The sequence below is a fragment of the Leisingera sp. F5 genome (assembly GCF_001593695.1).
Map to the genome: position 1 here is coordinate 1 of NZ_LUKH01000960.1, position 1,408 is coordinate 1,408.

A 1,408-nucleotide genomic window follows, 5' to 3' on the forward strand; every position below is an offset into this window, starting at 1 on the left:
CCGCCGCATTGATGCCGCAAAACAGGTCTTCACTCCTTAACGAAGCCTTAACGCGGAGAACAGCCGCGGTGCCGGCGCATCCGGCAGGGGCAGCTTGAGAAAGGGCAGTCGAATGGCAGTGACAGATCAAACCCCGCCGCAGTTAACCCGCGCCCCTGTGGCCAATGCCTTGGGCGCGGTGGCGCGCGCGGTGCCGCTGAGCTTGCGGCTGGAAGCAAACTGGAAGCTGCGCGTTGTTCTGCTGCGGGTGCTGGGGGCGGCAATGATCCTCAGCTCCACTGGGCTGTGGCTGGTTCCGGGCGCGGGTGCAGATCCCGAGATGAACCTGATCCGGATCGGCATCTCGGTGGTGTTTCTGCTGATCGGGCTGGTGCTGATGACCGCGCACGAGCCCGGCAGCCACCCCGAGGCGTGCTTTGATCCGGTGCGCCGGGAGTTGCGGGTGCTGAAGCGCGATGAGCGGGGCCGTCCGCGCACCGTGTTGCGCCGCAGCTATGACACGCTGGGCGGGGTGCGGCTGACAGCGGCAACGGTGCAGATGTATGAAACCGACGGCAGCCTGCTGATCGAGCTGCCGATTGGCTCCGCTGCACTGCGCAGCCAGCTTCGCGACCAGCTGAGCGGCGCGGTGCGGATCCTGACCTGACCCCTCATCGCATTCGCGCGAGGCAAACCCGGCTGCCTTTCAGCCGGGTTTTGTGTTTGCGCGCACACAGATAGTGTTGGTTTTTGCGGGCTTCCTTTTTGGCGCCGCGCGCCGCATCTGTAGCCTCATGATTTATTCTGACGGAGCCTTTCCCATGAAAACGACCCTGTTCGCTGCCGCCCTGGCTGCTGTTGCCGCAACCGGCGCTGCTGCCGCCCCGGAAAAATACGTGCTGGATTCCAGCCACAGCCAGATCTTGTTTGACTACAATCACCTGGGCTACTCGACCACCTACGGCCTGTTCTCGGGTTTTGAAGGCGAGATCATGTTCGATCAGGAAGATCCGGCAGCCTCCAGCGTCTCGGTGACCATGCCGCTCAGCATGATGTTCACCGGCTGGCAGGCCCGTTTCGACCATTTCATGACCAAGGATTTCTTCGACGCAACCGAAGACGAAACTGTCAGCTTCACCTCCACCGCGATCGAAGTGACCGGCGACAACACCGCCAAGATCAGCGGCGATCTGACCCTGAACGGCGTGACCAATCCGGTGGTGCTGGACGCCAAGCTGAACCAGTCCGGCGATCACCCGATGGCGAAAAAACCCTGGGCCGGGTTTGACGCCACCACGTCGGTTCTGCGCTCGGAATACAACCTGGGCCAGTTCGCACCTTTCGTCAGCGACGAGGTGAACATCAAAATCTCAGTCGAAGCGTTGAAGGCCGACAGCTAAGGCTCAGCCGCTGCTGCGCAAGGCTCGCC

2 protein-coding genes are annotated in these 1,408 nt (G+C 62.4%); both read left to right on the plus strand.

The features are described 5' to 3' along the window. Positions 1 to 112 precede the first annotated feature (112 nt). Positions 113 to 646: a hypothetical protein gene (locus tag A2I95_RS37855; protein ID WP_291737574.1), complete on the plus strand. Its 534-nt coding sequence runs from the start codon at positions 113 to 115 to the stop codon at positions 644 to 646. A gap of 154 nt (positions 647 to 800) precedes the next feature. Next, complete coding sequence (locus tag A2I95_RS37860) at positions 801 to 1,379, plus strand: YceI family protein (protein WP_027259121.1); 579 nt, start codon at positions 801 to 803, stop codon at positions 1,377 to 1,379. Positions 1,380 to 1,408 lie beyond the last annotated feature (29 nt).

Bases quoted from the DNA above. Each gene is read 5' to 3' on its own strand.
- A2I95_RS37855 (WP_291737574.1), top strand. From the start codon at position 113: ATGGCAGTGACAGATCAAACCCCGCCGCAGTTAACCCGCGCCCCTGTG.
- A2I95_RS37860 (WP_027259121.1), top strand. From the start codon at position 801: ATGAAAACGACCCTGTTCGCTGCCGCCCTGGCTGCTGTTGCCGCAACC.